This window comes from Cellulosimicrobium sp. CpK407 (assembly GCF_051844275.1).
GTDB classification, from domain to species: Bacteria; Actinomycetota; Actinomycetes; order Actinomycetales; family Cellulomonadaceae; genus Cellulosimicrobium; species Cellulosimicrobium cellulans_G.
The window spans coordinates 15,286-36,593 of the sequence record NZ_JBGNYC010000023.1; the positions used below are offsets into that span (position 1 = coordinate 15,286).

General features: G+C 74.4%; 21 protein-coding genes. 4 read left to right on the forward strand and 17 right to left on the reverse strand.

The features are described from left to right. Positions 1-22 precede the first annotated feature (22 nt). The 8 genes from pdxS to ABWU78_RS11650 all read right to left on the reverse strand — a co-directional run bounded on the left by pdxS (position 23) and on the right by ABWU78_RS11650 (position 7,648). Positions 23-964 carry a pyridoxal 5'-phosphate synthase lyase subunit PdxS gene (gene pdxS, locus ABWU78_RS11615; RefSeq protein WP_308202263.1) on the reverse strand — a complete coding sequence of 314 codons (942 nt, stop codon included), beginning with the start codon at positions 962-964 and terminating at the stop codon, positions 23-25. Positions 965-1,142: 178 nt separating this feature from the next. Beyond that, positions 1,143-1,793, reverse strand: coding sequence for a hypothetical protein (locus ABWU78_RS11620; protein WP_253049272.1), 651 nt, complete (start codon positions 1,791-1,793; stop codon positions 1,143-1,145). Then, positions 1,790-2,995, reverse strand: coding sequence for a glycosyltransferase family 4 protein (locus ABWU78_RS11625; protein WP_439158496.1), 1,206 nt, complete (start codon positions 2,993-2,995; stop codon positions 1,790-1,792). The genes ABWU78_RS11620 and ABWU78_RS11625 overlap by 4 nt, the downstream gene beginning before the upstream one ends. 2 nt (positions 2,996-2,997) lie before the next feature. Continuing rightward, positions 2,998-3,972, reverse strand: coding sequence for a phosphatidylinositol mannoside acyltransferase (locus ABWU78_RS11630; RefSeq protein WP_253049271.1), 975 nt, complete (start codon positions 3,970-3,972; stop codon positions 2,998-3,000). Further along, positions 3,972-4,634: a phosphatidylinositol phosphate synthase gene (pgsA, locus tag ABWU78_RS11635; RefSeq protein WP_253049269.1), complete on the reverse strand. Its 663-nt coding sequence runs from the start codon at positions 4,632-4,634 to the stop codon at positions 3,972-3,974. The genes ABWU78_RS11630 and pgsA overlap by 1 nt, the downstream gene beginning before the upstream one ends. Then, positions 4,634-5,299 (reverse strand): HIT family protein, encoded by a 666-nt coding sequence (locus ABWU78_RS11640; protein ID WP_439158451.1) that lies wholly within the window; start codon positions 5,297-5,299, stop codon positions 4,634-4,636. Before ABWU78_RS11640 ends, pgsA begins: the two co-directional genes overlap by 1 nt. 6 nt (positions 5,300-5,305) lie before the next feature. After that, on the reverse strand, positions 5,306-7,336 hold the full coding sequence (gene thrS, locus ABWU78_RS11645) for a threonine--tRNA ligase (protein WP_439158452.1): 2,031 nt from the start codon (positions 7,334-7,336) through the stop codon (positions 5,306-5,308). Positions 7,337-7,468: 132 nt separating this feature from the next. Next, complete coding sequence (locus tag ABWU78_RS11650; RefSeq protein WP_141388065.1) at positions 7,469-7,648, reverse strand: hypothetical protein; 180 nt, start codon at positions 7,646-7,648, stop codon at positions 7,469-7,471. Positions 7,649-7,820: 172 nt separating this feature from the next. Between ABWU78_RS11650 and ABWU78_RS11655 the strand changes: the two genes are divergently transcribed. From ABWU78_RS11655 to ABWU78_RS11665, 3 genes are read left to right on the forward strand one after another with little or no spacing between them, the layout of a single operon-like run. Further along, positions 7,821-8,264, forward strand: coding sequence for a hypothetical protein (locus ABWU78_RS11655; protein ID WP_253049267.1), 444 nt, complete (start codon positions 7,821-7,823; stop codon positions 8,262-8,264). Continuing rightward, entirely contained in the window at positions 8,257-8,661 is a 405-nt protein-coding gene (locus ABWU78_RS11660) for a hypothetical protein (RefSeq protein ID WP_353709345.1), read from the forward strand. The genes ABWU78_RS11655 and ABWU78_RS11660 overlap by 8 nt, the downstream gene beginning before the upstream one ends. Then, positions 8,658-9,746 (forward strand): hypothetical protein, encoded by a 1,089-nt coding sequence (locus ABWU78_RS11665; protein WP_439158453.1) that lies wholly within the window; start codon positions 8,658-8,660, stop codon positions 9,744-9,746. The genes ABWU78_RS11660 and ABWU78_RS11665 overlap by 4 nt, the downstream gene beginning before the upstream one ends. A gap of 93 nt (positions 9,747-9,839) precedes the next feature. Here the strand turns inward: ABWU78_RS11665 and ABWU78_RS11670 are convergent, their stop codons facing one another. The 9 genes from ABWU78_RS11670 to ABWU78_RS11710 form a co-directional block, all read right to left on the reverse strand. After that, positions 9,840-10,502 (reverse strand): TetR/AcrR family transcriptional regulator, encoded by a 663-nt coding sequence (locus ABWU78_RS11670; protein ID WP_439158454.1) that lies wholly within the window; start codon positions 10,500-10,502, stop codon positions 9,840-9,842. Beyond that, entirely contained in the window at positions 10,499-12,310 is a 1,812-nt protein-coding gene (locus ABWU78_RS11675) for an ATP-binding cassette domain-containing protein (protein WP_439158455.1), read from the reverse strand. The genes ABWU78_RS11670 and ABWU78_RS11675 overlap by 4 nt, the downstream gene beginning before the upstream one ends. Then, on the reverse strand, positions 12,307-13,401 hold the full coding sequence (locus ABWU78_RS11680) for an ABC transporter permease (protein ID WP_439158497.1): 1,095 nt from the start codon (positions 13,399-13,401) through the stop codon (positions 12,307-12,309). The genes ABWU78_RS11675 and ABWU78_RS11680 overlap by 4 nt, the downstream gene beginning before the upstream one ends. A 130-nt stretch (positions 13,402-13,531) precedes the next feature. Beyond that, positions 13,532-14,107, reverse strand: coding sequence for a CAP domain-containing protein (locus ABWU78_RS11685; protein ID WP_439158456.1), 576 nt, complete (start codon positions 14,105-14,107; stop codon positions 13,532-13,534). Continuing rightward, entirely contained in the window at positions 14,077-15,393 is a 1,317-nt protein-coding gene (locus tag ABWU78_RS11690) for a UDP-glucose dehydrogenase family protein (RefSeq protein ID WP_439158457.1), read from the reverse strand. Before ABWU78_RS11690 ends, ABWU78_RS11685 begins: the two co-directional genes overlap by 31 nt. A gap of 88 nt (positions 15,394-15,481) precedes the next feature. Beyond that, positions 15,482-17,170, reverse strand: a complete 1,689-nt coding sequence (locus ABWU78_RS11695) for a polysaccharide biosynthesis tyrosine autokinase (protein ID WP_439158458.1) — start codon at positions 17,168-17,170, stop codon at positions 15,482-15,484. A 94-nt stretch (positions 17,171-17,264) separates the two neighbouring features. Next, positions 17,265-18,254, reverse strand: coding sequence for a GDP-L-fucose synthase family protein (locus ABWU78_RS11700; protein ID WP_439158459.1), 990 nt, complete (start codon positions 18,252-18,254; stop codon positions 17,265-17,267). After that, complete coding sequence (gene gmd / locus ABWU78_RS11705) at positions 18,251-19,279, reverse strand: GDP-mannose 4,6-dehydratase (protein WP_439158460.1); 1,029 nt, start codon at positions 19,277-19,279, stop codon at positions 18,251-18,253. Before gmd ends, ABWU78_RS11700 begins: the two co-directional genes overlap by 4 nt. 39 nt (positions 19,280-19,318) lie before the next feature. Further along, entirely contained in the window at positions 19,319-20,698 is a 1,380-nt protein-coding gene (locus ABWU78_RS11710; RefSeq protein ID WP_439158461.1) for a glycosyltransferase, read from the reverse strand. Between the two features lie 58 nt (positions 20,699-20,756). Here ABWU78_RS11710 and ABWU78_RS11715 point away from each other — a divergent pair, with 58 nt between their 5' ends. Continuing rightward, the gene (locus tag ABWU78_RS11715) at positions 20,757-21,308 is read left to right on the forward strand and encodes an acetyltransferase (RefSeq protein ID WP_439158462.1); all 552 of its coding nucleotides are present in this window, start codon (positions 20,757-20,759) and stop codon (positions 21,306-21,308) included.

Consider the following 21,308-nt stretch of genomic DNA (forward strand, 5'->3'; position numbering starts at 1 on the left):
GGCAGGCCCGTGGCGCGCTCCGTCACCAGCCGCGCTCGGCGAACTGGATCGACCGCGCCGGCTCGTCGACGTTGAGGCCGACCATCGCCTCGCCCAGACCGCGCGAGACCTTCGCGACGACGTCCGGGTCGTCGTAGAACGTCGTCGCCTTGACGATCGCGGCGGCACGCTGCTCCGGGTTGCCGGACTTGAAGATGCCGGAGCCGACGAAGACACCCTCGGCGCCGAGCTGCATCATCATCGCGGCGTCCGCCGGCGTCGCGATGCCGCCCGCGGTGAACATGACGACGGGCAGCTTGCCCGTGGCGGCGACCTCCTGGACGAGGTCGTACGGCGCCTGGAGCTCCTTCGCCGCGACGAACAGCTCGTCCTCGGGGAGCGAGGCGAGGCGGCGGATCTCGGCGCGGATGGTGCGCATGTGCGTCGTCGCGTTGGAGACGTCGCCGGTGCCCGCCTCGCCCTTCGAGCGGATCATCGCCGCGCCCTCGGCGATGCGGCGCAGCGCCTCGCCGAGGTTCGTCGCCCCGCACACGAAGGGGACCGTGAACTGCCACTTGTCGATGTGGTGGGTGTAGTCGGCGGGCGTGAGCACCTCGGACTCGTCGACGTAGTCCACGCCGAGCGACTGGAGAACCTGCGCCTCGACGAAGTGGCCGATGCGGGCCTTCGCCATGACCGGGATCGAGACGGCCTCGATGATGCCGTCGATCATGTCGGGGTCGGACATGCGCGAGACCCCGCCCTGCGCACGGATGTCCGCGGGGACGCGCTCGAGGGCCATGACCGCGACCGCGCCGGCGTCCTCGGCGATCTTCGCCTGCTCGGGCGTGACGACGTCCATGATGACGCCGCCCTTGAGCATCTCGGCCATCCCGCGCTTGACCTTGGCGGTGCCGACGGCGCCGGCGCCCTCCGCGGTCGCGGCGCCCGGGGCGCTCTCGGCAGGGACGTTCTGGTCGGCCACGTTGGTCACCGGTACCTCACACCTTCAGGTCAGGGGAACGTCGCGCGCACGCGCGCGGACGCCGTCGAACAGGCTCGACGGCACATGCTCCCACGCGCTCCCATCCTATCGCCGGGGCGTCCACCCGACCGGGCCGCCGGGGCTCGCGCGGAGCGCGCTGACACCCGCCGGCACGGGGTCAGTCCGGCGTCGTGGCGGACGCGGCCGGGCGCACGAGGGCGTCGGGTGCGGCGTCGTCGAGCTCGACGGTCGCCGGCATGGGGGCGTGCCCGGCGAGGTGGAACAGGCGCACCCACCACTTGCGCCGCACCCGCTCGGCCTGCGCGACGGCCTCGTTGTGGAATCGCCGCGCGAGCTGCGCGCGGTACCAGGCCGCGGAGAGCGTGCCGAGGAGCTCGTCGCCGACGGGACCCGACCGGAGCTCGGCGACGTCGTCGGCGTCCTCGAGGGCCGAGCGCAGCGTGGCCGTGAGGTCGCTCTCGGCGAGGGCGCGGGACTCGGCCATGCCGCCGAGGAGGCGTCGGGGCCGGGGTCCCTCGCCGCCCGCCAGGCCGGGCACCTGGTCCGCGAGCCGGCGCGTGTCGTCGTCGTCGTCCAGGACGGCGTGCGCGGCCTCGGCGACGAGCATCGAGCTGGCCGGGTCGAGCTCGCCGGAGGCCGCCAGGTCGACGGCGGCCGAGGCACGCCGCACGAGCTGCGCGTCGAGCGCCAGACGCGAGGCCATCACCTTGCGGTGGAGCCGGTCGAGCCGAGACGCGGCGACCCACAGGACCCACGCCACGAGCGCGGCGACCACGAGGACGAGGACGGTGATCTCGGACCAGGTCACGGGCGAGCCCCCTCGTCGTCGCGCGCCCGGCCCAGGAGGCGACCGCCCCGGCGCGAACGCGGGTCCTCGTGGACCGGGATGACCGCCTCGGACGCCGCGAGCACCGTCTCGTAGACGGCGAGCACCTGCGCGGTCACGGCGGACCAGTCGAAGCGCCGGACGAACTCGCTCGCCCGGGCGCGGTAGGCGTCGCGCCGCGGCGGGTCGGCGAGCACGTCGAGCACCGCGGCGGCGAGCGCGTCCCGGTCGCCCACCGCGAACAGCGCGCCCGCGGCGCCGTCGTCGAGCACGCGGCGGAACGCGCCGAGGTCGCTCGCGACGACGCACGCGCCGGCGCTCATCGCCTCGACGAGCACGATGCCGAAGCTCTCCCCGCCGGTCTGCGGCGCGATGTACAGGTCGACGGACGCGAGCATGCTCGCCTTGTCCTCGTCGCTCACGCCGCCGAGGAACTCGACGGACGCGGCGTGCGCCCCCAGCGCCTCGATCGCGGCCTCACGGCCGTCGTCCCCGCGACCGGCGACGAGGAAGCGTGCGCCCGGGACCTTCTCGAGGATCGCCGGGATCGCCGCCGCGAGCACGGGCAGGCCCTTGCGCGGCTCGTCGAGGCGTCCGAGGAACCCGATGGTGGGCGCGTCGGGCGTCCCCTGCCACGCGGGGTTCGCGGTCGCGGACGCGAACGTGTCGACGTACACCCCGTTGGGGATGACGACGGCGTCCCCGCCGAGGTGGTCGACGAGCGTGCGGCGCGCGTCCTCCGAGACCGCGATGCGGGCGTCGATCTTCTCCAGGCTCTGCCGGACGAGCGGGTAGGCGACCTGGAGGGCGCGCGAGCGCACGATGGAGGTGTGGAACGTCCCGACGATCGGGCCCTGCGCGATCCACAGCGCGACCATGCTCAGCGAGGGGTTCACCGGCTCGTGGATGTGGAGCACGTCGAAGCGGCCCGCCTCGAGCCAGCGGCGGACCCGGCCGGCGGTGCGCGGCCCGAACGTCACGCGCGCGACCGAGCCGTTGTACCGGACCGGGACCGCGCCTCCGGCGGGCGTCACGTACTCGGGGACCGGGGTGTCGTCGTCGGCGGGAGCGAGGACGGAGACCTCGTGACCCTGGGCCATGAGAGCCTCGGCGAGGTCGCGGACGTGGAACTGGACCCCGCCGGGCGCGTCGAAGGAGTAGGGGCACACGATCCCCACGCGCAGGCTCATGCGGCGCGCTCCGCGTCCTGCTCGCCCGCCGCGACCCGGGTCCGGGCGTACCGCTCGGGGTCGAGGTCGTCGACGAACACCTTCTGGAGCATGTGCCAGTCCTCGGGGTGCTCGCGGATCGCGACGCTCAGCGCGTCGACCCAGCCCTGGGTCGCGGCGGCCACCCGCTCGGCGCGGGGGACGTCCTGCGCGACCTCGACCCGCGGGAAGAAGCGGATGACGAGGCCCCAGGGCGACCGCGCGGCGCGTCGGCGCGCACCGTGGAGGCGCTCGTAGTAGATGCCCGCGGGGACGAGCGGCGTGCCGGTCGTCACGGCGAGCGCCGCGGGGCCGGCGGCGACGCGCGCGCGGTGGCCGAACAGGTCGACCTCGACGCCACGGTGGGTGAGGTCGCGGTCCGCGAGCAGCGGGATGATCCGTCCCGGCCTGCTCGCCCCGCGGACGAGGTCGCGGAAGACGTCGCCGTCGCCGAGGGCGAGGATCTCGAGGCCGATCGAGTTCCGGAACGCGAGGAACTCCTCGAACAGCTCCTCCGGCTCGAGCCGCTCCGCGACCGTGAGCACGGGCGCGATGTTCGGCGTCGCGTACGCACCCGCCAGGTCCCAGTTGCCCTGGTGGGACAGCGCGAGCACCGGGCTCCGGTCGCCGTCGAGGTGCGGCGCGAGGTTGTCGAGCCCGACCACCCGCACCCGGGCCCGGACGAGCTCGGGGCCCCAGGCGGGCAGCGTGAACGCCTCGCGGTAGTAGCGCATGTACGAGCGCATCCCGGCGCGCGAGAGCCGGCGCAGGGCCCGCGGCGCGAGCTCGGGGCGCACGCGCGCGAGGTTGCGCTCGAGCTGGCGCACTCCCCCGCCGCGCAGGAGCCACGTCACGTCGGCGATCGCGGTGAACAGCCCGCGCAGGACCGGTTCGGGGACCTTGCGCGCGTTGCGCCAGGCGAACGTGAACGCCTTGCCGGCGTCGAGGGCCATCAGCGACCGTCCTCCTTCTCCTCGGGGCGTGCGGCCACCAGCGCGAGGGCCTGGCGGCGCACGGTGGCGACCCGCTGCACGACGGTGACCGCGCTCGCGAGCGCGAGCAGCCCGAGGACGACGACGAGCACGACGGGCGGGACGCCCAGGCCCACGATGCCGGCGGCGACGAGTGCGGCGACGAGCCGGTCGGCACGCTCCGCGATCCCGACCTGCGCCGTCATGCCGACGCTCTCGGCCCGGGCGCGGGCGTAGGGCACGACCGCGCCGAGCGCGAGGCACGCGAGCGCGACGCCGGTCCCCCAGGCGGCGAGGTCGGGGGTCAGGCGCGGGTCGTCCGCCCGGACGAACCACAGGGTGAGGCCGACGAACACGGCCGCGTCCGCGAGCCGGTCGAGCGTCGAGTCGAGGAACGCGCCCCACGGGCCGGACCGGCCCGCGCGGCGCGCCATGACGCCGTCGAGCACGTCGGCGAAGGCGCAGACCATGACGACCATCACCCCGGCGAAGAGGTGTCCGGTCGGGAAGAGCCAGAGGGCGCCGACGACGACGCCGAGGGTCCCGGCGACCGTCACCGCGTCCGGGCTCACGCCCAGGCGGAGCAGGAGCGCGGCGAGCGGCGTGAACAGACGGGTCGTGAGCGCGCGCAGGCGTCCGAACATCAGGCACCCTCTCCGTCCGCGGGGCGACCCGCTCCACCCGGCCCCGCGAGGTCCGGCCAGGCGGCGGCGAGACGCGCCCGCGTGTCGCCGAGGAGCTCGGGCACGGCCTTGGTCTGCGCGACGATCGGCAGGAAGTTGGCGTCGCCCGCCCAGCGCGGCACCACGTGCTGGTGCAGGTGCGCGGCGATGCCGGCCCCGGCGACGGCGCCCTGGTTCATGCCCAGGTTGAACCCGTCCGGTCCCGACACCTCGCGCACGACGCGCATCGCGGTCTGCGTGAGGTGCGCGACCTCGACCGTCTCCGCCTCGGTGAGGTCCGTGTAGTCCGACACGTGGCGGTAGGGCACGACCATGAGGTGGCCAGGGTTGTACGGGTAGAGGTTGAGCACGACGTACGCGGTCTCGCCGCGCGCGACGATCAGCCCGTCCGCGTCGGAGCGGTCCGGGATGCGGCAGAACGGGCACTGCCCGCGGGAGTCGTCCGCCGGCTTGTCCTGCCCGCCGATGTACACCATGCGGTGCGGCGTCCAGAGCCGGTCCAGGCCGTCGTCGAACCGCGGGTGGGCGTCCGGCGTCTCGACCGTCGCGCCTGTGCCGGGGTCGGGGACGGCGCCCGGCGCGGCCTTCTCGGCCGCGCCGGGCGCCCCCGTGCGCTCGTCGCTCACGCGCCGTCAGACCTGGACGCGGTCGCGGACGGCGGCGACGATGCGCTCAACTGCCTCGGCGACGGGCACGCCGTTGTCCTGCCGGCCGTCGCGGTAGCGGAACGACACGGCGCCCGCCTCGGCGTCCTCGCCGCCCGCGATGAGGACGAACGGCACCTTGCGCGTGCTCGCGTTACGGATCTTCTTGCCGAAGCGGTCGTCGGAGTAGTCGACCTCCGCGCGGATCCCCTGGGCCCGGAGCTGCGCGACGACGTCGGCCACGTAGTCGTTGAACGGCTCCGCGACCGGGACGGCGACGACCTGGACGGGCGCGAGCCACGCCGGGAACGCGCCCGCGTAGTGCTCGACGAGGATGCCGAAGAACCGCTCGATCGAGCCGAACAGCGCGCGGTGGATCATGACCGGGCGCTGGCGCGTGCCGTCGGACGCCGTGTACTCGAGCTCGAACAGCTCCGGCTCGAAGAAGTCGAGCTGGATCGTCGAGAGCTGCCACGTGCGGCCGATCGCGTCCTTCGCCTGGACCGAGATCTTCGGGCCGTAGAACGCCGCACCGCCCGGGTCCGCGACGAGCTCGAGGCCCGACTCCGTGGCGACCTGGCGCAGGACCTCGGTCGCCTCCTCCCACGTCGCGTCGTCGCCCACCGACTTCTCCGGGTCGCGCGTCGACAGCTCCAGGTAGAAGTCGTCGAGCCCGTAGTCGCGCAGCAGGTCGAGCACGAACGACAGGAGCGAGCTCAGCTCGTCGCGCATCTGCTCGCGCGTCGTGTAGATGTGCGCGTCGTCCTGCGTGAAGCCGCGGGCCCGCGTGAGGCCGTGCACGACGCCCGACTTCTCGTAGCGGTACACCGTGCCGAACTCGAACAGGCGCAGCGGCAGCTCGCGGTACGACCGCCCGCGCGAGCGGTACACGAGGTTGTGCATCGGGCAGTTCATGGGCTTGAGGTAGTAGTCCTGGCCGGCGCGCTTGACGTTGCCCTCGTCGTCCAGCTCCTCGTCGAGGTGCATCGGCGGGTACATCCCGTCCGCGTACCAGTCGAGGTGGCGCGACGTCTGGAACAGGTTCGCCTTGGTGATGTGCGGCGTGCTGACGAACGAGTAGCCGGCCTCGACGTGCCGCTTGCGCGAGTACTCCTCCATCTCCATGCGGATCGTCGCGCCGTTGGGGTGGAACACCGGCAGGCCCGAGCCGATCTCCTCCGGGAAGGAGAACAGGTCGAGCTCGTTGCCGAGCCGGCGGTGGTCGCGCCGCTCCGCCTCCGCGAGCCGCTCGAGGTACGCCTTGAGCTCGTCCTTCGTCGGCCACGCCGTGCCGTAGATGCGCTGGAGCTGCGGGTTCTTCTCGCTGCCGCGCCAGTAGGCCGCGGCCGAGCGCATGAGCTGGTAGCCGTTGCCGATCAGGCGCGTGCTCGGCAGGTGCGGGCCGCGGCACAGGTCCTTCCAGACCACCGTCTCGCTCTCTCGCCCGGCGCCGCGCACGTTGTCGTAGATCGTCAGCTCGCCGCCACCGACCTCGACGCTCGCGCCCTCGGTGTCGTCCGCGGTGCCGGAGCCCTTGAGCCCGATGAGCTCCAGCTTGTACGGCTCGTGCGCGAGCTCTGCCCGCGCCTCGTCCTCGGTCACGACCCGGCGGCGGAAGGTCTGGCCCTCCTTGACGATCCGCGACATCGCCTTGTCGAGGGCCTTGAGGTCCTCCGGCGTGAACGGCGTCTCGACGTCGAAGTCGTAGTAGAAGCCGTCCGTGATCGGCGGGCCGATGCCCAGCTTCGCGTCCGGGTTGACCTGCTGGACCGCCTGGGCGAGCACGTGCGCCGCCGAGTGGCGCAGCACCGCGAGCCCGTCCGGCGAGTCGACGGTCACGCCCTCGACCACGTCGCCGTCGGCGACCGGCGTGTCGAGGTCCTTGAGGACGCCGTTGACGCGGATCACGACGACGTCGCGACGAGCGGCGAACAGGTCCGTCCCCGTCGTGCCCGTCGTCACCGTGGTCTCCTCGGCGTCGAGGGTGATGGTGAGGGGTGACGAGACGACGTCAGACACGTCCGTGCTCCGATCTGCTGGCGGGAGGCGCGCGGCGCGCGCCCGGTCGAGGTCCTGCGGCCGGCGGGCCCTGCCCGACAGCACGAAGGGCGCCGTCGTGGACGGCGCCCCTCGATCGTACCGACCCGCAGGTCAGTCGTTCGCCTCCTTGGCCTTCTCGGCCAGGGTGTCGACGTGCTGGTCGACCGAGTCCGGGGCGACGGACTTGATCTTCTCCGCCACGTCGTCGATCCGGTCGTCGGTGAGGAACTCCTTCGCCTTGCCGAGAAGGTCGCCGAGGCCCCCCTCGTCCTTCGGTGTCTGCTCGCTCATGTCGGCTCCCTCGAGGGTGGTGGTGCGCGCGTCCCGCGCCCGGGCGTCGGACCGTCCCGCGCCCGTCCGGAACGCTACCCGCGCCCGCGGCGCCCCGCGACGGGAGCCGCGACGTCGGCCGCGCGCACCGCGCCCGTGCCGCCACGTGCCGCGGCCTGTCACAATCGTCGCCATGGACGACGACGTGGCACCCGGCGAGCGGACGGCGCGGGTCTTCCGCCGGCGGCTCAACGAGCTCTTCGCCCGCGGGCGCGGCGGACGGCCCGTGACCAACCGCGAGGCCGCTCAGTGGATGACGGAGCGCGGGTACTCGATCAACGAGGCGTACCTCAGCGCGCTGCGCGGCGGGCACCGCACCTCGCCCAGCCTGCGCGTCGTCGAGGGCATCGCCGCGTTCTTCCACGTGAGCACGGGCAGCCTCGTCGACCCCGAGGAGAACCCCGACGACCGCCTCCGGGCCGCGCTCGCCGACGAGGGCGTCGAGCAGTTCGCGCTGCGCGCCCAGGGCCTGTCGCCCGAGAACGTCCGGGCGATCATCGAGATCGTCGACCGCGTGCGACGCCTGGAGCAGCTGCCTCCCGTGACACCGCCCGCGTCGGACGACGGCCGTGGATGACCTCCTGCGCGCCGCGGGACTCGACCGCGCACGCAGCCTCGAGGAGGCCTGCCGTCTGGTCGCGGCGGTACGCGGCCGGCCCCTCGAGGTCGTCGAGGGCGACCTCGGCCCCGGCGTGAGCGGGCTCTGGCTCGCCTTCCCCGAGCGCGACCTCGTGCTCGTCGACGCGCGCCAGACCCTGCCCGGCCCGCACCGCGACCACGTCGTCGCGCACGAGCTCGTGCACGTCCTCGACGCGGCCGCCACGGCGGGCGCCCCCCGCGTCGGCGCGTGCCGCGACGGGTACGAGGACCCCGACGAGCTGCGCGTCGAGCGCCTCGCGAGCGAGCTCATGATCTCGATCGCGTCCCACGGCAGCTCGGGGACCCGGCTCACGTCCCTGGAGCTGTACCGGTGAACCACGCCCTCGACGTCCTCGCCGTGGCGCTCTTCGCCACCGCGGCCGTGTGGACCGGCCTGCGCGCGCGCACGCGCGCCGACGCGGCCCTCCCCCTCGGCCTGGGCTTCGTCGCGGTCGCGAACGCGCTGCGGGCACCGGTCGTGGCCGACCTCCTCAAGGAGCACGCCCCCGGAGGGACGCACGAGGTCGCCAAGCACGTGGCGCTCGTCACCGGCTGTCTCTTCGTCGGCGTGTGGGCCTACAGCGCGACCACCGGCCGGGCTCCGCGCACCCGGCACGTGGCGCTCGCGGCCGTCGCCGTGGGGACCGCCCTGGTCGCCCTCGCGGCGGCGAGCGGACCGTGGGCCACCCACGACCTCGACGCGCAGGTCCACGACCGCCCCCTCATGTGGGGCTACTGGGCGCTCTACTACGGGACGTTCCTGACGGCGACCGCGACCTTCGCCGTCTCCTGCCTGCGCACGCGCTCGGACCGGCCGCTGCGGCTGCGCTGGGGCATGGACGTGGCGGGGGCGGGCGCGGTCGTCGCCGTCGTGTGGGCCGTCGTCAGCTTCGTGGCGATGGTGCAGCACGAGCCGGGCAGCACCGAGCCGTACCTGGTCCTCGGCCTGCGGACGCGGTACCTCGTGCTCGCCGCCACGATCCTGCTCACCGCCGGCATCGTGGGCCAGCTCGCGTCGTCCGCCGCGTTCGCGCGCGAGCGCCGACGCGACCTCGGCTACCTCCACACGTTCCTCCGCGCCGTCGTGGGCGACGGCGGCCTGCGCGGCTCGAGCGCCGCGGTGGACGAGTACCACCGGACCATCGAGATCTTCGACGGGCTCACCACGCTCGCGCTCCACTCGCGCCGCGACGACGTGGACCACGTACGGATCGCCGTGCCCGGGAGCCCGCGCGAGGTGATCCTCGCCTACCAGCTCCAGGTCGCCGCGATCCGCAAGACCCGGGGTGACGCCCCGAGCGACGACCCGGACGACTGGTCCGGGCTCCTCGCCGACGACGACGCGCTCCGCCGGCTGGGTCGTGCGCTGCGCGACCGGACGAACCGGGAGGGGACGACCCGCGTCCTCGTGGGCGTCTGAGACGGGCCGCCGTGGCTCGACGCCAAGCTCCCCCTGCGCGCTTGGCCCCGCGCCGAGCCTCGGCCGGCGGGCCTCAACCTACAGACAGACCACCTACGGCGCAACATGCCTCTCAGTTGAAATCTCAACGTTCCCGGTGCCACGAGCGGTCTCGGCGACGACGCCCGGGAGCGGACCGGTGAGGTAGCCCTGGATCGTGGGCCCGACCGCCCGCACCACGGTCTCCGCGGGAGACCCCGCGAGCGGCTCGACCCGGAGCACGTACCGCGCCACGACGAGCCCTGCGAGCTGGCTCGCCATGAGCGCGCCGCGCCACGCGGCCCGGTGCGGGTCCGCCTCGCTCCGCGCGACGGTCGGCCGCACGACCCGGGCCAGCACGAACTCGCGCAGCATGCGCGCCGCCCGCTCGGAGCTCGTGGCCGAGCGCAGGAGCGCGAGGGCGACCCGGCCGCGCGGGGAGTCCCAGGCGCGCAGCAGCGTGCGCACGACGTGCTCCCCCAGTCGCGCCGTGTCGTCGGGCGCACCGTCGAGCAGGAGCTCCTGCGGGTCGAAGGGCACGTCGACGGCTGCCTGGAAGAGCTTCTCCTTCGTCCCGAACCAGTGGTGCACCATGGCGGCGTCCACGCCCGCCCGGGCCGCGATGTCGCGGACGGTCGCACGGTCGTAGCCGTGCTCCGCGAACGCGTCCCGCGCGGCGGACAGGACGTCGGACCGCGTGTCGGACCTGCCCGGGCGCCGCCCCCGCCGGCCCGTCACGCCGCTCCCGCCCGGGTCGTGGCCGCGCGGTCCACGAGCACCATGGTCTCCTCGAGCGTCGCCGGGACGACGTCGCAGGTCGCGACCACGCCCGCCGCGGCGAGCGCGTCCCGGACCGTCGCGAGCGTCGTCCCCGCGACGCGGGCGGCCCGGCCGTCGAGCATGACGGGCAGGCCCGCGGCGTCGAGCGCCGCGAACGCCGCCTGCCACTCCCGGGACCGCACGACGACCGCCTCGCGCCCACCGACGACGTCGGCGACGGTCCCCGACGCCACGGAGCGTCCGCGTGAGAGGACGTGCAGGCGGTCGCACTGCTCGGCCTCCTGGAGGTAGTGCGTCGTCACCAGGACCCCGACGCCCGCGTCCGCCTGCGCGTGGATCGCGTCCCACGCGCGCGCCCGCGCGAGCGGGTCGACGCCGGACGTCGGCTCGTCGAGGACCAGCAGGCGTGGCGCGTGCAGCAGGGCGCAGTGGAACGCGAGCTGGCGCCGGCGCCCCAGCCCGATCTCCGCCACGGGCCGACGGCGGACGGCCGCGAGCGCCGGCGGCAGCGTCGGCACGTCCCGCACCCCGTACACCGCCGCCACGAACTCGACGTTCTCCTCGACGCTCAGCTCGCCGGAGAGCCCGAGGCCCTGCGGGACGTAGCCGACCGCCCGGCGGCCCGCGCGGTCCGGCGGTGCGCCGAGGACCTCGACCCGCCCGCCGTCGAGCCGGTCGAGGCCGAGGACCATGCGCAGGAGCGTCGTCTTGCCCGCGCCGTTCGCGCCGAGCAGGCCCACCACCTCGCCGGGACGCACGACGAGCGAGACGTCGTCGACGGCCGCGACGTCCCCGAACCGCCGCTCGGCGCCGTCGACCCGCACGAGGGGAGCGTCCGCCCCGGCGGCGAGCCAGCCCGGGCCGTGCGGCGCCGGGCCCACCGCGTCGCGGGCGGCGTCGTCCGTGCCGTGCGCCTCTTCCGCGCCGGCCGTGCCGTGCGCGCCGCGACCGAGCGTGAGGGCCACGACGGCATCCTCCAGGTCGGCTTCCACGGGACCGCCGGTCGGCGAGGACGAGCCGTCGGGCCACCAGGTGCGGACGGTCCGGCCGCGTCGCCACGACCGGTCGGCCGCGCCCGCGGGCGCGACGGACGCGACGGTGATCCGGCCGGGGGCGGCGGCGCGCACGTCGTCGGGCGTGCCCGCGGCGAGGACCGTGCCCGCGTCGAGGACGACGACGTCGGCCGCCCGCTCGGCCTCGTCGAGGTAGGTCGTCGTGACGAGGACGGCTGCGCCGGACGCCGCCGACTCGGCCACGAGCCGCCACAGCTCGACGCGGCTCACCGGGTCGACGCCGGTGCTGGGCTCGTCGAGGAGCAGGACCTCCGGCTCGTGCAGCATCGCGAGGCACACGCCGAGCTTCTGCCGCATCCCACCGGAGAGCTGCGACCCGAGCCGGTCCCGCGCCTCGGCGAGCCCCGCGCGCTCGAGCAGCTCGTCCGCGCGTCGTTCCCGGCGGGCGGCCGGCACGCGGTACGCGTCGCCGACGAGCTCGACGTTCTCCGCCACGGTCAGCCCGGGCCACACCCCGCTCGACGACGGCTGGTAGCCGACCCGGTCGCGGGCCGGGGCGTCCACGGTGCCGCCGTCGACCGGCACCTGCCCGAGCAGCGCGCGTACCAGCGTGGTCTTGCCCGCCCCGTCGCCTCCCACGACCGAGGTGACCTGGCCGCGCGGGAGGTCGAGGTCCACGCCTGCGAGGGCGCGGACCACGTGCCCGTGCCCCGGGCGGAAGGTGACGTCGAGACCGCGCGTGCCCCAGGTCACCGGGCCGCTCCGCTCGCTGCGGGCGTCGCGGGCGCCGGTGCCGCCGGGCGGCGTCGGCGGTGCTCCCGAGCGGGCGAGAGCTCGCGCGAGAGCCGCAGGACGGCGAGCCCGAACACGACGACGGCCATCACCGCGAGCACGACGAGCGGCAGCCACAGCGCGGACCACGACGCCCCGCGGACCATCACCCCCTGCGAGACCTCGGTGAACCACGTGAGGGGCAGGAGGTACCCGATCCAGCGCACCCCGGCCGCCATGGCGTCGAGCGGGAAGATCATGCCCGAGAGCAGCACCTGCGGGAGCATCGTCATGAGCGCGACCTGCACCGCCTGCCCGGTGGTCTGCGACACGGTGGAGATGAGCGCGCCGATGCCGAGCACGACGAAGAGGAACAGCGCGGCTCCCACCACGAACGGGGCCACCGGTCCCGCGAACGGCACGTCGAAGATCCACATGCCGAGCAACGTCACCGCGACCATGTCGAGGCAGGCGAGCAGGAAGTAGGGCGTGATCTTGCCGAGGATCACCGCGGCGGGACCGAGCGGCATCACCGCGAGCTGCTCGAACGTCCCCGCCTCGCGCTCCTTGACGAGACCGATCGACGTGATGATCGTCCCGATGAACGTGAGGATGAGGCCGATCAGCGCGGGCACCATCACCCACGAGGTGTCGAGGTCGGGGTTGAAGAGGATCTCCGAGTCCACGGCGTCGCCGAGGGACGCGACGAGCACCTTCGCCGACTGCGCCGCGAACAGGTTGGATCCGTCGACGTAGACGGTCGGGCGCTCGTCCCCGGGTGCCGGCGCGACGACCGCGACGTCGCTGCGGTCGTCGCGCAGCGCGGCGCGGGCGTCGGCGTCCGTCCCCGCGGGGTCGACGCTCACGACGTCGAGCGCGTCGGCGGCGGCCGGGTTCGCCTCGATCGCGGCGACCGCCTGCTCGGCACCGGGGCCGACGGCCGTGACGGTCAGCGTCTCGACCGTGAAGTTCGCCGCGAACCCGAAGACGACGAGCAGCAGCAGCGGCATCCCGACGAGCATCGCGACCGTGCGCCGGTCCCGACGCAGCTCGCGGAACTCCTTGACGACCATCGCGCGCACGATGCCTCCCCGGCCCTGACCGCGCCTCGGCACGCGGTCGAATTCATCACCTGTTGAAAACCGACGATAGGACGCGGCGGTCGAGGGGTCAAGGGCGTGCGGACCTGGCTCGGGTCGCGGGTCAGCCGAGGAACACCTGGGCGCAGACGAGACCGCCGGCGCCCTCGGTGGCGTCCGCGACGCACGCGATCCCGACGGACGTCAGCGTCGGGTCCAGGAGGTTCGCCCGGTGCCCGGGGGACCCCATCCACGCGTCGACGACCGCGGCGGGCGCGGCGCTGGCCCGGCTGAGGTTCTCCGCCGCGGTGCCGCTCGCAGGAGCGCAGTCCGTCACGACCTCGTCGAGGGGGGCGTGCTCGAGCGGGGCGCCGACGAGCGCCGTGGCACGGGACAGCGCCTGCTCGGTCGCGCAGCCGCTCTCCTCCAGCCGGGGGACCCCCGCCTCGTCGCGTTCCTCCTGCGTCTCCGCCAGCAGCCGGGCGGCGTACTCCGTCGGCTCCCAGGGCCGGGCCGCCGTGGGGTCGTCGGCGCTCGGAGCCCCACGCCCACCGTCGTGGCCCGGCGCGCAGGCCCCGAGGGACAGGCTCGCGAGCGTCGTCACCAGCGCCGCGAGCCGGCGCGCTCCGGCACGGGGCCCGGAGCCGGCGCGCGAGGCCGGGCCGCCGTTCACCGCCGGCCGAGCGCGCGGTACGTCCACCCCGCCTCGCGCCACACGGTCGCGTCGAGCGCGTTGCGGCCGTCGACCACGCGGGGGGCCGCCACGAGGCCGTACAGCTTGCCCGGGTCCAGGTCCTTGTACTCCTGCCACTCGGTGAGGACCAGCACGGCGTCCACACCGTCCACCGCCTCCTCGACGGTCTCGGCGAAGCCCAGCGAGGGGGCCTTGGCGCGCGCGTTGGCCAGCGCGCGCGGGTCGGTCACCACCACGCGCGCGCTCCGGTGGTGCAGCCGCTCGGCGACGTCGAGCGCCGGCGAGTCGCGGACGTCGTCGCTGTCCGGCTTGAACGCCGCACCGAGGACGGCGACGCGCGCGCCGGCCAGCGGACGCCCGTCGAGCACGCCGACCGTGAGGTCGACCATGCGCTCGCGCCGGCGCAGGTTGATCGAGTCGACCTCGCGCAGGAAGCTGACGGCGGGGTCGGCGTGCAGCTCCTCGGCCCGTGCCATGAACGCGCGGATGTCCTTCGGCAGGCAGCCGCCGCCGAACCCGAGCCCGGCGTTGAGGAAGCGCCGCCCGATCCGCTCGTCGAGGCCGATCGCGTCGGCGAGGAGCGTCACGTCTCCCCCAGCGACCTCGCACAGCTCCGCCATCGCGTTGATGAAGGAGATCTTCGTGGCGAGGAACGAGTTCGCCGCGACCTTGACGAGCTCGGCCGTCGCCCGGTCGACCACGAGCCGCGGCGTGCCGTCGCCGAGGGCCGCGGCGTAGACGGCGTCGAGCGCTTCGACCGCACGAGCCCCCGCCGCGTCGTCCGGGACGCCGTAGACGAGCCGGTCGGGTCGCAGCGTGTCCTGGACGGCGAACCCCTCGCGCAGGAACTCGGGGTTCCAGACGAGCGTCGCGGTGGGACGGACCGCGGCGAGCTCGTCCGCGAGCCGTGCGGCCGTCCCCACGGGGACCGTCGACTTGCCCACCACGACCGCGTCCGCGGCGAGGTGCGGCACGAGCGACCGGAAGGCCGCGTCGACGGACGACAGGTCGGCGGCGTACGAGTCGGCGCGCTGGGGCGTCCCGACGCACACGAAGTGGACCTCGGCGTCGGCCGCCGCGGCGGGGTCGGTCGTGAAGGTGAGCCGTCCGGAGGCCCTCGCCTCTGCGAGCAGCCCGTCGAGCCCCGGCTCGTAGAACGGTGCCCGCCCGTCGCGCAACGACCCCACCTTCCGGGCGTCGACGTCCACCCCGACCACGTCGTGCCCCAGCGTCGCCATGCACGCCGCGTGCACCGCGCCCAGGTAGCCGCAGCCGATCACCGAGATTCTCATGCCGTCCCCCTGCTCGTCGCCGCCGGCCACCCGGCGTCCCGTCCGCGGCGCCGCGTGCGACCGGCGAACCGGGGCAGCGCCGCCCTCCTCACTGCCGCTCGCTCGGCAGCACCACCTCGTCGAAGGTCCCCGCACGGACGCGACGGCCGACCGAGATTGCCGGCTCGTCCGCGGCGTCCCGGTCCCCTCGTGCCGCGTCCGGTGCCGCACCGTCTGCCGCACCGCTCGCCGCACCGTCGGACGGGGCGACCCGTCCCGGCTCCTCGGCGCCGACCCGCGCCCACGCACCCGGGACGGCCGGCGCGGTGGCGCCCTGCGGCATCGGCCGACGCGCGTGCCGCCGCGCCCCGCCCGCGCGACCCCGGGTCCCGCGGCGTGTCGTGTCCCCGGACGCGCCGGGCTCGTCCGCGGTGTACTCCTGGTAGGCGTACTCGTACGCGCCCGCACCGGGCCCTCGCACCGGCACGCGGTTGACGACGATCCCCAGCGGGGGGACGCCCACGGTGCCCAGGGCGGAGAGCGCGGTCTCCAGCTGGTTCCGGTGCACGGTGCCGGCACCGACCACGACGATCGCGCCGCCGACCCCCTTCGCAAGGATCGCCGCGTCGGTGACCGGGAGGAGCGGGGGCGTGTCGATCACGATCACGTCGTAGTCGGCCCGCAGCCGGTCCAGGAGCTGCGTCATCGGGGCCGCCCCGAGCAGCTCGCTCGGGTTCGGCGGGATCTGCCCGGAGGCGATGACGTCGAGGTTGGCGTTGCCCCACGGCTGCACAGCGTCCTCGACGCCCACCTTCCCGATGAGGACCGTCGTCAGCCCGACCGACCCCTCGACCCCCAGGTACCGGGCGACCGACGGTCGCCGGAGGTCCGCGTCGACGAGGACGACGCGCTGGCCCGCGTCCGCGAGCGTGATGGCCAGGTTGATGCTGGTGGTGGTCTTGCCCTCGCCGGGGAGCGCCGACGTCATGAGGTACGTGCGCGCGGCCGGGCCGAGCTCGAGGAACTGCAGGTTGGTGCGCAGCCTGCGGAAGGCCTCCGCCCGGACGGCCTTGGGTGACTCCTGGACGATGAGCGGGTGCTCCGGCGCCTCCTCGTCGTACCCGACGACGCCCAGCACCGGGGCGTCCGTCACGTCCTCGACGTCCGACGTGGACCGGACGCGCGTGTCCAGGAGCTCGCGCACGACCGCCACCGAGACGCCGAGCACGAGGCCGACGACGAGCCCGAGCGCCAGGTTCAGCCGGACGTTCGGCGACGCGGCGGAGGTCGGCACCGACGCCGCGCGGACCGTGCTGATCTGCACGGGCGAGTCTCCGCCCCCGACCGGGGTCTCGAGCTCCCCCACGACCGCCGCGAGCGACCGGGCCGTCGCGTTCGCGATCTCGGCGGCGAGCTGCGGCGACTCGTCGGTCGCCGTGACGTTGATGAGCGCCGTGTCGAGCGGCGAGTCGGCGCGGACCCGCTGCGCGAGCGACCCGGCGTCGTCTGCGAGGCCGAGCTCCTCGATCACGGGGTCCAGGACGCGCGGGCTCGTCACGAGCTCGATGTACGACTTGACCTGGCGCACGGTGAAGTTCGACCCCTGCAGCAGGTCCGTCGTGGAGTCGGAGCCCTGCACGGACACGTACACCTGGGACCGGGCGGAGTACGTCGGCGTCGTCAGGAGCGAGTACGCGCCCGCGAGCGCCAGCCCGAGCGCCCCGGCGACCACGATCGTGACCCACCTCTTGCGCAGCAGGACGAGGTAGTCCCTGAGCTCCATCGTCGTCCCCCTCACCGGGCCGCTCCCCCTGAGCGTCCACCCACGACCGCCTCAATCTCGCACAGGGCACCGCACGTCGCGAGCCTGGGGGCCTCAGCCCGCACCGGGGTCACGCGCGGACCCGCCCGGCCTGCTCGCGGTACCACGCCACGGTCCGCTCGATCCCCTCGCGCAGCCCCGTCCTCGCCTCCCAGCCGCTCGCACGCAGCCGGGACACGTCGAGCAGCTTCTGCGGCGTGCCGTCCGGCCGCGACGTGTCCCAACGCGTCGCGCCGTCGTACCCGACGACGTCGGCGACCGTCTCGGCGAGCTCCCGGACGGTGACGTCCTGCCCGGTGCCGACGTTGACCTGGACGGGGCCGTCGTAGTGCTCCAGGAGATGCAGGCACGCGTCGGCCATGTCGTCGCTGTGCAGGAGCTCTCGCCGTGGCGACCCCGTCCCCCAGTTCGTCACCTCCCGGGCGCCGGTCCGCACGGCCTCGTCGTAGCGCCGGATCAGCGCGGGCAGCACGTGCGACCCGGTCGGCGAGAAGTTGTCGCCGGGTCCGTAGAGGTTCGTCGGCATGGCCGAGATCCACGGCAGCCCGTCCTGGCGGCGGACCGCCTGGACCTGCAGGATGCCGGTGATCTTCGCGATCGCGTAGGCGTCGTTGGTCGGTTCGAGGGGCCCCGTCAGCAGCGCGTCCTCGACGATGGGCTGCGGCGCGAGCCGCGGGTAGATGCACGACGAGCCCAGGAACAGCAGCCGCTCGACCTCGGACGTCCGCGCGGCGTCGAGGACGTTCACCTGGATGCGGACGTTCTCGCTGAGGAAGTCGACGGGGTACGCCGCGTTCGCCATGATCCCACCGACCTTCGCCGCCGCGAGGACGACGTAGCGCGGGCGGTGCGCACGGAAGAAGTCGTGCACCGCGTCGCGGTCGGTGAGGTCGAGCTCAGCGGAGGTCCGCCCCACGAGCCGGGAGAACCCCGCCCGTTCCAGCCGGCGCCAGATCGCCGAGCCGACCAGGCCGCGGTGGCCGGCGACGTAGAAGACGGCGTCCCGGTCGAGCGGCGCCGGTTCGTGGCGGACGAGGTCGCGCTCGTCGGGCGACGTCATGCCGCGTCCCACGTCGCGAGCGCGACCCGGTCGATCCACGGCGACCCGGCGTGCCCCAGGGCCTCGACGTCCGCGTCGACCATGATGCGCGCGAGCTCGCGCCCGTCGACGGTCGGCTTCCACCCGAGGTCGGCGTGCGCCCTGCTGGGGTCGCCGACGAGGGCGTCGACCTCCGTCGGGCGCAGGTAGCGCTCGTCGAACCGCACGTGCCGCTCCCAGTCGAGCCCCGCGTGGGCGAACGCCTCCTGAAGGAAGTCGCGCACCGACAGCCCGATCCCCGTGGCGAGGACGTAGTCGTCCGGCCGCTCGGCCTGCAGCATCCGCCACATGCCCTCGACGTACTCGGCCGCGTACCCCCAGTCACGGACCGCGTCGAGGTTGCCCAGGTACAGGTGCTCCTGACGACCGGCCTGGATGGCCGCCACGGCGCGCGTGATCTTGCGGGTCACGAACGTCTCGCCGCGGCGCGGGCTCTCGTGGTTGAAGAGGATCCCGTTGACCGCGAACATGTCGTAGGCCTCGCGGTAGTTCTTCGTGATCCAGTACGCGTAGAGCTTGGCCGCCGCGTAGGGCGAGCGCGGGTGGAACGGCGTCGTCTCGTTCTGCGGCGGCGGGGTGGCGCCGTAGAGCTCGGACGACGACGCCTGGTAGTAGCGCGTCTCCACGCCCGCCAGGCGCACCGCCTCGAGCAGGCGGATCGCCCCCGTCCCCGTGGTGTCCGCCGTGTGCTCGGGCTCGTCGAACGAGACCCGCACGTGGGACTGCGCCGCGAGGTTGTAGACCTCGTCCGGGCAGATCTGCGCGATGAGCGACACGAGGCGCGCGCCGTCGGACAGGTCCGCGTAGTGCAGGAAGAGCCGCGCGTCCTCCTCGTGCGGGTCCTGGTAGAGGTGGTCGATCCGCGCCGTGTTGAACGTCGAGGCGCGGCGGATCAACCCGTGCACCTCGTACCCCTTGCGGAGCAGGAGCTCCGCGAGGTACGAGCCGTCCTGCCCCGTGATCCCCGAGATCAGTGCCTTCTTCATGCTTCCCCCTGAGTCGTGCAGCGGCGCTGCCGTCGGTGGTTAGGTACGTGCGACGCCCGGGACGCGCGCCGCGCCGTCGGGCGGCACGACACCCGCGGTCGCGGTCGCTCCTGGTGTCGTGGTGGTGCCTGCGGTGGTGGTCCTGGCCCGGGTCCCCCGCGGGCGGCGTGCGTGCTGCTGGAGGACCGTCGCAAACGCGTCGACCGCGGCGTCCTCCGTGAGCGTCTCGTCGCGGTAGCGGCGGCCCGCCGATCCGAGACGGTCGCGACGACCCGGGTCGGCCGCGAGCGCCCGCACCGCGTCGACGAGCGCCTGCGGGTCCTGCGGGTCGACGCGGACGCCGCCACCGGACGCGCGCAGCTCGGCCGCCGTCGTCGAGCCCTCGGACGACGCCGCGAGCACGGGCCGGGCCGCGTCGAAATAGGACGTGAGCTTGCTCGGAACGGACATCTCGGCGAGTCCCGCGAGCTCGTTGACCAGCAGCACGTCGGAGGCCGCGAGCGCGGCGCGGAACTCCGCGTCGGGCAGGGGGTCGACGAACTGCAGGCGGAGCACCCCGCGCCCGGCCGACTCGAGCGCGGCTCGACGACTCCCGTCGCCCAGGAGCACGAACCGCACCCGCGCACCCTGCGCGTCTGCCAGACGCGCCGCCTCGACGACGTTCTCGAGACCCTGCTTCACCCCCTGGTTGCCGGCGTGGAGCACGACCGTCTCGTCGTCTCCCCACCCGTGGGCGGCGCGTACGGTCGCGCGGTCCGGGAGCACCGCGTCGTGCGCGAGGTGCGTCCAGTTGCGCACGACGCGCAGCGCGGCGGCATCGACCCGGAGGGACTCGCCCAGATGACGCGCGAAGCGCTCGTGGATCGCCACCACCGCGTCCGCACCGCGCGCGACGCAGCGCTCGACGGCACCCACGAGGCGGGCCACGCGGCCCGAGGCCGCCCCGGTCTCCGAGACACCGAGCGAGTAGAGGTCCTGGGTCCAGAGCACGACGCCCGGCGCGTCGGCGCGCGCCGCCCGGCGCGCACGCCCGGTGCGGAGCCGCAGCATCGCGACGGCCGCCGCGAAGAGCGACGGTGAGACGAGCAGGACGACGTCGGCGTCGGGCCAGCGCGTCGTCGCAGACCGCACCCCGAAGCTCAGCTCGGCGAGGAGGCGGCGCACGGAGCTGGGCGACCGGGGTACGTAGTGGCGCAGACGGAGCACCTCGACGCCGTCGACCCGTTCCCGGCGGGACCACCCGCGGTAGCCCGCACGGACACGCCACTCCGGGTAGTGCGGAAAGGTCGTGAGTACGCTCACCCGCGCCCCGCGAGCAGCCAGGGCGCGGCTCAGCGCCGACGTGTAGGGCGCATTTCCGGTAGGTTCAGGTGCGTAGTTGGCGCCGATCACCAGGACGCGCATTCCCGAGATGCTCACGCACGTACGATAACGACGTTCGGGCCGATTCGCTGGGGGGCAGATGACATCGCAGAAAATGCGCCAGGAAATCCGCGTGATCCCGCTCGCCGAGGCGCCCGGGGAAAGGACGTCCTGGGGGCGCCCGAGTGCGCTCGTCTACCTGTGGGGCGCCGCCGAGATCCTATTCGTGTCGAACCCCTGGCAGTTCAGCTCGCGCCTGCGCGTCGCGGTGCTGCGCGCCTTCGGCGCCGACATCGGAGCCGGGGTCGTCTTCCGCCCGCGCACGCGCGTCCGCTTCCCATGGAAACTTCACGTGGAGGCAAACTGCTGGATCGGTGAAGGGGTGTGGATCCATAACCAGGACCACGTCTGGATCGGGCACGACGCCGTGCTCTCGCAGGACACGTTCCTCACCACGGGGAGCCACCGGCACCGCACCGACATGGGGCTCGTGACGGCCCCCGTGCACGTCGGCCCTGGGGCGTGGGTCACCGCACGGTGCGTCGTCCTCGGCGGTACGCGGATCGGGCGCTCGGCGCTCGTCACACCTGGGTCGATCGTGCGCGGCGACGTGCCCGACGGCCGTGTCTGGGACGGCCGGTCGCTCTCGGACCGGACGCGGTTCTGA

Excerpts from the sequence above, each read along its gene's own strand:
- ABWU78_RS11690 (WP_439158457.1), bottom strand. The coding sequence starts at position 15,393 with ATGAGAATCTCGGTGATCGGCTGCGGCTACCTGGGCGCGGTGCACGCG.
- ABWU78_RS11715 (WP_439158462.1), top strand. The coding sequence starts at position 20,757 with ATGCGCCAGGAAATCCGCGTGATCCCGCTCGCCGAGGCGCCCGGGGAA.
- ABWU78_RS11700 (WP_439158459.1), bottom strand. The coding sequence starts at position 18,254 with ATGACGTCGCCCGACGAGCGCGACCTCGTCCGCCACGAACCGGCGCCG.
- gmd (WP_439158460.1), bottom strand. The coding sequence starts at position 19,279 with ATGAAGAAGGCACTGATCTCGGGGATCACGGGGCAGGACGGCTCGTAC.
- ABWU78_RS11680 (WP_439158497.1), bottom strand. The coding sequence starts at position 13,401 with ATGGTCGTCAAGGAGTTCCGCGAGCTGCGTCGGGACCGGCGCACGGTC.
- ABWU78_RS11650 (WP_141388065.1), bottom strand. The coding sequence starts at position 7,648 with ATGAGCGAGCAGACACCGAAGGACGAGGGGGGCCTCGGCGACCTTCTC.
- pgsA (WP_253049269.1), bottom strand. The coding sequence starts at position 4,634 with ATGTTCGGACGCCTGCGCGCGCTCACGACCCGTCTGTTCACGCCGCTC.
- ABWU78_RS11630 (WP_253049271.1), bottom strand. The coding sequence starts at position 3,972 with ATGGCCCTCGACGCCGGCAAGGCGTTCACGTTCGCCTGGCGCAACGCG.
- ABWU78_RS11655 (WP_253049267.1), top strand. The coding sequence starts at position 7,821 with ATGGACGACGACGTGGCACCCGGCGAGCGGACGGCGCGGGTCTTCCGC.